Origin of the sequence: Mesorhizobium sp. M7A.F.Ca.CA.002.15.2.1, assembly GCF_003998715.1 — a bacterium.
GTDB lineage: Bacteria > Pseudomonadota > Alphaproteobacteria > Rhizobiales > Rhizobiaceae > Mesorhizobium > Mesorhizobium ciceri.
The window spans coordinates 1-6,256 of the sequence record NZ_RZPI01000307.1 but is presented as its reverse complement, the minus strand read 5'-3'; the positions used below and the strand labels follow the sequence as shown (position 1 = coordinate 6,256).

At 61.9% G+C, this 6,256-nt stretch carries 6 protein-coding genes; all 6 read right to left on the bottom strand.

Going from position 1 to position 6,256, the window contains the following annotated elements:
* A partial coding sequence (locus ENZ74_RS17885; RefSeq protein ID WP_164761070.1) for a GFA family protein occupies positions 1 to 276 on the bottom strand: 276 nt, incomplete at its 3' end.
* A 168-nt stretch (positions 277 to 444) separates the two neighbouring features.
* A complete protein-coding gene (locus ENZ74_RS17880) occupies positions 445 to 822 on the bottom strand; it encodes a hypothetical protein (protein ID WP_013531369.1) in 378 nt (125 codons plus the stop codon).
* Between the two features lie 288 nt (positions 823 to 1,110).
* Positions 1,111 to 1,542 carry a GFA family protein gene (locus ENZ74_RS17875; protein WP_063168090.1) on the bottom strand — a complete coding sequence of 144 codons (432 nt, stop codon included), beginning with the start codon at positions 1,540 to 1,542 and terminating at the stop codon, positions 1,111 to 1,113.
* A gap of 65 nt (positions 1,543 to 1,607) precedes the next feature.
* Positions 1,608 to 2,739 (bottom strand): peptide chain release factor 2 gene (prfB, locus tag ENZ74_RS17870; protein ID WP_013531367.1). Its coding sequence is split into 2 segments (ribosomal slippage): positions 1,608 to 2,672 and positions 2,674 to 2,739, totalling 1,131 coding nucleotides; the frame shifts between segments, so codons are not numbered across the junction.
* A gap of 117 nt (positions 2,740 to 2,856) precedes the next feature.
* On the bottom strand, positions 2,857 to 5,313 hold the full coding sequence (locus ENZ74_RS17865; protein ID WP_013531366.1) for a penicillin-binding protein 1A: 2,457 nt from the start codon (positions 5,311 to 5,313) through the stop codon (positions 2,857 to 2,859).
* A 213-nt stretch (positions 5,314 to 5,526) separates the two neighbouring features.
* Positions 5,527 to 6,256: N-acetylmuramoyl-L-alanine amidase (locus ENZ74_RS17860; RefSeq protein ID WP_164761069.1), on the bottom strand; the 730-nt coding region annotated here is incomplete at its 5' end.

Below are 6,256 nucleotides of genomic sequence, written 5' to 3'. Positions count from 1 at the left end.
GTCGAAATCCGGCTCGCCTGTCGACCAGTCCGGCGTTTCGGTAAAGGTGCCGCAGCCGCAGGTGGCGCAAAAACCGTGCTTTACGGTCTTCGACCCCCAACGATAGAAAGAGACGTTCTCCATCGGGCTGGTGAGCTTGAATTGCGAAGGCACGTAATAGGCCCAGAGCGAGCCGCGTTTCGAGCAGAAAGAACAGGTGCATTGCGTCACCGTCTGCGGTGCTTGCGAAACCTCGAACGTCGTCGCCTTGCAATGACAGCTTGCCTTGATGGTCATCAACGAACTCCTCCTGTCGCCGCCACCCTGTGCGGCAAAGGCAGCATAAAGAGGTGCTCCTGACAACTGTCTGTCAGCAAGCATCACCGGCGCTACCGCGACAGGCGCGTCTCAGCAAGCCCGTCCCGTCACACGCGATCAGGCGGACGTAGGAATGCGCTCCTATCGTCAATACGAGCGCGGCGGCACGAACAGGCAGATTGTCCTGCCGGCGTCGAGGCCCCCCTGGTGCGCGCACCAATGGAACTCGCCGTCCGGGCTGTCCTTGACACGCTTGTCGGTCATTGGAACGACCTCACCCGTTCCGGCGATGACATAGCCCTCGGGTTTCTCCAGCACTTCGCCTGTATGGGTCGTGCGACAATCATAGTTGGCGCAGCATGCGAACGGATAACTCCAGCCTTGTGGCTTTGCCGCCGTGGGCGTGGCGTCATGCGCGAAGGCAGGTGCCGTCAGCATTGCCATCGCGCCGATCGCGAACAGGGAAAACAAAAGTCGGCCAGCCGGTTGAACGGCATTGGCCGATCTGAGTGTGGCAGCAGACATGGAAACGTTCCTTTCAAACGAGCATCAAGCGTTTCGCTTGCCCGTTCCCGGAACGTATCTTCCCAGTGGCCGGATCGTCGGGTCGCAGATATGCCGCGTCCGGCCATAAATGCTTTTTCTCTCCCAGCCCTTGGATGCTGGGCTGATTCCTTGGTCGGCGCAAGAACATGCATTCCCGACATCGTTCTACAGACGTCAGGCATCCGCTACCGCCGACGAGATGAGGCCAAGGTCAATTCCCGGCAAACGGGCGTCGAATAAACGGGATTGGCCCGCTGTGGTTCCAGCCTATTGCTGGTCGGAGCCGGCAATCACGTGCTCTTGATACTGCGGCAGGTCATCGGTGATGGTGAACCAGCCCGCCTTCGAACCGACGAAGATGTGCTCGGTTGGACGAATGGATGGGTCGTCGACGAGCGTTCCCATGGCGACATGGACATAGGCGCCGTCGCGCACGAGCGAATAAAGCAAGGAGCCGCACTGGCAGCAATGCGCGTTGTGGCCGCTTTGGTCGCCGAAGATCAGGAGTTTGTCCTCGCCTTCGGTGAGGACAAACTTTTCACGCTCGATACCGGCGAAAGGCTTGAATGCCGAACCGGTGGTGCGCCGGCAGTCCGAACAATGGCAATTCGCGGCATAGAGGAATTCGTCGGCCACCTCGTAGTGAACCGCGCCGCAAAAGCATTTTCCGGTGAGCTTGCTCGGCACTCTCTCCTCCATTGCTGTGGTGCGCAGGGGTATGTTCAGATGAGGCCAGGCCGGCCTCACCTGAATATGGGCATATCCTAGTCCAGGTCCGCCACGGCTTCGCCGGCACCGCCTTCGATGCGCTGCGACAACGAGGCTTCCATGAAATCGTCGAGGTCGCCATCGAGCACGCTCGACGGGCTGGTGCTCTCGACGCCGGTGCGGAGATCCTTCACCAACTGATAGGGCTGCAGCACATAGGAGCGGATCTGGTGGCCCCAGCCGATATCGCTCTTCGATGCTTCGGTGGCGTTTGCAACCGCCTCGCGCTTCTTCAGCTCTTCCTCGTAAAGGCGCGAGCGCAGCATCTCCCAGGCCTTGGCCTTGTTCTTGTGCTGCGAACGTTCGGCCTGGCAGGCGACCGCGATGCCAGTGGCCAGATGCGTGATGCGCACCGCCGAATCGGTGGTGTTGACGTGCTGGCCGCCCGAGCCGGACGAGCGATAAGTATCGATGCGGACGTCGGATTCGGAGACGTCGATCTCGATCGTGTCGTCGATGACCGGATAGACCCAGACGCTGGCGAAGGACGTATGCCGGCGCGCATTGCTGTCATAGGGCGAAATACGCACCAGGCGATGAACGCCCGATTCCGTCTTCATCCAGCCATAGGCGTTGTGGCCTTTGATCATCAACGTGGCGGACTTGATGCCGGCCTCTTCGCCGTCATGCATTTCCAGCACTTCGACTTTGAAACGGCGCCGCTCGGCCCAGCGCGTGTACATGCGCAGCAGCATCGAGGCCCAGTCCTGGCTTTCGGTGCCGCCGGCACCGGCATGGATTTCGAGATAGGTGTCGTTGGAGTCTGCTTCACCCGACAGCAGCGTCTCGACCTGGCGGGCCTTCGCTTCGCCTTGCATCGAGCGGATCGCGGCTTCCGCCTCGGCGATCACGCCCTCATCGCGCTCTTCCTCGCCGAGTTCGATCAGGCCGATATTGTCTTCCAGCGCCTGCGTCAGACCTTTCACCGAGGCGATGCCTTCTTCGAGGCTCTGGCGTTCGCGCATCAGCTTCTGCGCTTCCAGCGGCTCGTTCCAGAGGCTGGCGTCCTCGGCGCGCACATTGAGGTATTCAAGCCGCTTTATGGCTTGATCCCAGTCAAAGATGCCTCCTCAGCAGGGTTATCGCCTGCCTGATCTCGTCGACAATATTCTGCGTTTCCGCGCGCATGGCTGGCTGTTCTGTCCTGTTTGCTGAAATCGGTCGGCGCGATACATAGGCACGCCGCCGCCGGCTGTAAAGCAAAATGGGCCGGCCCAAGGCCAGCCCATCCGCCCCTGAAAATCGTCAGTAGAGGCCGCCGCCGCCGGACTGGATAGCCTGATTGGCTTGCGGCGACAGCGCGCCACCGGTGGCATTTGAGCCGTCGGCGCCCATGCCGATCACCCAATAGCTGTCGGCGGGACCGGTGCCCGGCTTGAAGGCTTCGATGATGGTGCCGGGATCGCCCGATGCGGCACGCATGCCGGTCTTGCGATTGATGGCGACCAGGTTCATGCCTTCCGGCACCTTGAAGTCGACATTGGGCGTGCCGTCCAGCGCCACTCGCATGAAGTCCTTGAAGATCGGGGCTGCGAGACCGCCACCGGTGGCGCCATGGCCGAGGCCGCGCGGCGTGTCATAGCCCATGTAGAGGCCGACGACGAGGTTGGGCGTGTAACCGATGAACCAGGCGTCCTTTTCATCGTTGGTCGTTCCGGTCTTGCCGGCGATGTGACGGCCGAGTTCGCCGATGGTGGCGCCGGTGCCGCGCTGCACGACGCCTTCCATCATCGAGGTGATCTGGTAGGCGGTCATCGGGTCGAGCACCTGCTCGGAATTGTCGACCAGCTCCGGCTCCGGCTGGTTCTGCCATTCCTGCGCATTGCAACCCTGGCAGCCACGTTCGTCCTGCTTGAACACCGTCTTGCCGTAGCGGTCCTGGATGCGGTCGATGAGCGACGGTTTGATCGACTTGCCGCCATTGGCCATGATCGAATAGGCCGACACCATGCGCATCACGGTGGTTTCGCCGGAACCCAGCGCCATTGGCAGATAGGGTGCCAGATGGTCGTAGACACCGAAGCGCTCGGCATATTCGACCACCAGCTTCATCCCCATGTCATTGGCAAGCCGCACCGTCATCAGGTTGCGCGACTTCTCGATGCCGGAGCGCAGGGTCGCCGGACCGGCGACGGTGCCGTCATAGTTCTTCGGCGTCCAGCTCGTGTTGCCGCTCTGGATCGTGATCGGCCCGTCCATGATGACCGAGGCCGGCGTATAGCCATTGTCGAGCGCTGCCGAATAGACGATCGGCTTGAACGAGGAGCCCGGCTGGCGCATGGCTTGCGTGGCGCGGTTGAATTCGGACTGCGCATAGGAGAAGCCGCCGACCATGGCCAGCACGCGGCCGGTGTGCGGGTCCATGGCGATCAGGCCGCCTTCCACTTCGGGCACCTGGCGCAGGCTGTAGGTGCCCTCGGCACCATCGTTTTTCTGCACGAAGATGACGTCGCCCGGCTTCAGCACCTCCGCCGGCGACTTGGCCTTGACGGTCTTGCCGGCGACCACATGGCGCATGGCAAAACCCATGTCCTCCTTGCTGATAGTGCCTTCGACGCGCTCCTTGACGATCTCGCCCGACGCCTGCCGTGCGGGCTGCAGGCCGATCGACAGGCCGGTCGCCGAACTGTCGAGCACGACGGCGAGCGACCATTCGGGAACATCCTCCAGTCCCTTGACGGCGCCAAGCGGCACGCCCCAGTCGCCCGAGACATCGATCGATGTCACCGGCCCGCGATAGCCGCGCAGCGTGTCGTATTTCATCAACCCGTTCTGCATCGATTTGCGGGCAATGAGCTGGATCTTCGGATCGAGCGTGGTGCGGACGGAGAGGCCGCCTTCGTAGAGCGCATTCTCGCCGTAGCGGGCGATGATCTGGCGGCGCACCTCTTCGGTGAAGTACTCGCCGGCGAACAGATAGGTGCCGCTGCGCCGCGGCGTCACGCCCAGCGGCTCGGCCTTGGCCTTGTTGCCTTCCTCACGCGTGACATAGCCGTTCTCGACCATCTGATCGATGACCCAGTTGCGGCGCTCGATCGCGCGATCGGCATGCTTGAAAGGGTGATAGTTGTTCGGCCCCTTGGGCAGGGAGGCCAGGTAGGCGGCCTCGGCCACGGACAGTTCGTTGACCGATTTGTCGAAATAGGTCAGCGCCGCGCCGGCGACGCCATAGGCGCCGAAGCCGAAGAAGATTTCGTTGAGGTAGAGCTCGAGAATGCGATCCTTGGGATAGGCCTGCTCGATGCGGAAGGCGAGGATCATCTCCTTGATCTTGCGCTCGTAGGTCTGGTCCGAGGACAACAGGAAGTTCTTCGCCACCTGCTGGGTGATCGTCGAGGCGCCGACCTGGCGCCGGCCCGAGCCGAAATTCTGCAGGTTGACGATGATGGCGCGGCCGAGGCCGGTCACATCGATGCCCGGGTGATTGTAAAAATTCTTGTCTTCCGCCGACAGGAAGGCCGCCTTGACGCGGTCCGGAATGGCCTGGATCGGCAGATACAGGCGCCGTTCGCGCGCATATTCGGCCATCAGCGCGCCGTCGGACGCATGGATGCGGGTGGTCACCGGCGGCTCGTATTTGGCCAGTACCTCGTAGTCGGGCAGATCCTTCGACAAATGGCCGATGTAGATCGCAACGCCCGCCGCGACCAGAAGGGCCAGCGTCGTGCCGATGCCGAAAAAATAGCCAATGAGACGAATCATACCCGCTCCAGTCCTTGGTTCGGGAATTTCCTAAACGAAGCCGCCTTTCACGCAAGCTTTCGAGCCGGTCCCAATCCGTAATCGAAAACCCTTGTCGCCGCCATGTGGACAAAATACGGCAATGCCTGATTTCACGGCTGCTGGCCGGAAATAAAAGCACTGGGTGTTGTCGTCGCGCAACGCCGCCTCTGGTTGCAGGCGTCGCCGGTCATGTCAACCTCCGGTTCCCGATCCGGCCTTGGCCGACGCGAACAGCGCGACGGCGTTGGTTATGCTCTGGGCCGCCTTGCCGCGCCAGTCGGCGTTGAGCAACTGCGCCTCGTCCTTGGCGTTCGAGAGATAACCGAGTTCGACCAGCACCGACGGCACATCGGGTGCCTTGAGCACCTTGAAACCCGCGGAGCGCTGCGGATTGTTGATAAGACCGACGCTGGTCGACAACTGGCCAACCAGCGTGTGGGCGAAACTCATCGAGAAGTTGTGTGTTTCGCGGCGGATCAGGTCGATCAGGATGTCGGTGACTTCCTTGTTGTCGTTCTTGATTTCCATGCCGGCGAACTGGTCGGAGAGGTTCTCACGGTCGGCAAGCGCCTGCGCCTCGGGGTCCGAAGCCTTGTCGGAGACGGTATAGACGGTGGCGCCGCGAATGCCCTTGACGCTGATCGTGTCGGCATGGATCGAAATAAGCAGGTCGGCCTCATGCTGACGGGCAATGCGCACGCGGTCGTCCAGACGCAGGAATTCGTCTGTGTCGCGCGTCATGAACACATCATAATTGCCGACGGCCGCGAGTTTGTCGCGCAGCTCCGTGGCGAAGGCCAGCGTGACGTTTTTTTCGATGGTGCCGTTCAGGCCCTCGGCACCGCCGTCGATGCCGCCATGGCCGGGGTCGATGACGACGGTGAACCGATGGCCCGGATTGGAGACCGGCCCGGTGCCGACC

Coding starts and splice junctions, on each gene's coding strand:
- ENZ74_RS17875 (WP_063168090.1), bottom strand. CDS start 1,542: ATGGAGGAGAGAGTGCCGAGCAAGCTCACCGGAAAATGCTTTTGCGGC.
- ENZ74_RS17865 (WP_013531366.1), bottom strand. CDS start 5,313: ATGATTCGTCTCATTGGCTATTTTTTCGGCATCGGCACGACGCTGGCC.
- ENZ74_RS17880 (WP_013531369.1), bottom strand. CDS start 822: ATGTCTGCTGCCACACTCAGATCGGCCAATGCCGTTCAACCGGCTGGC.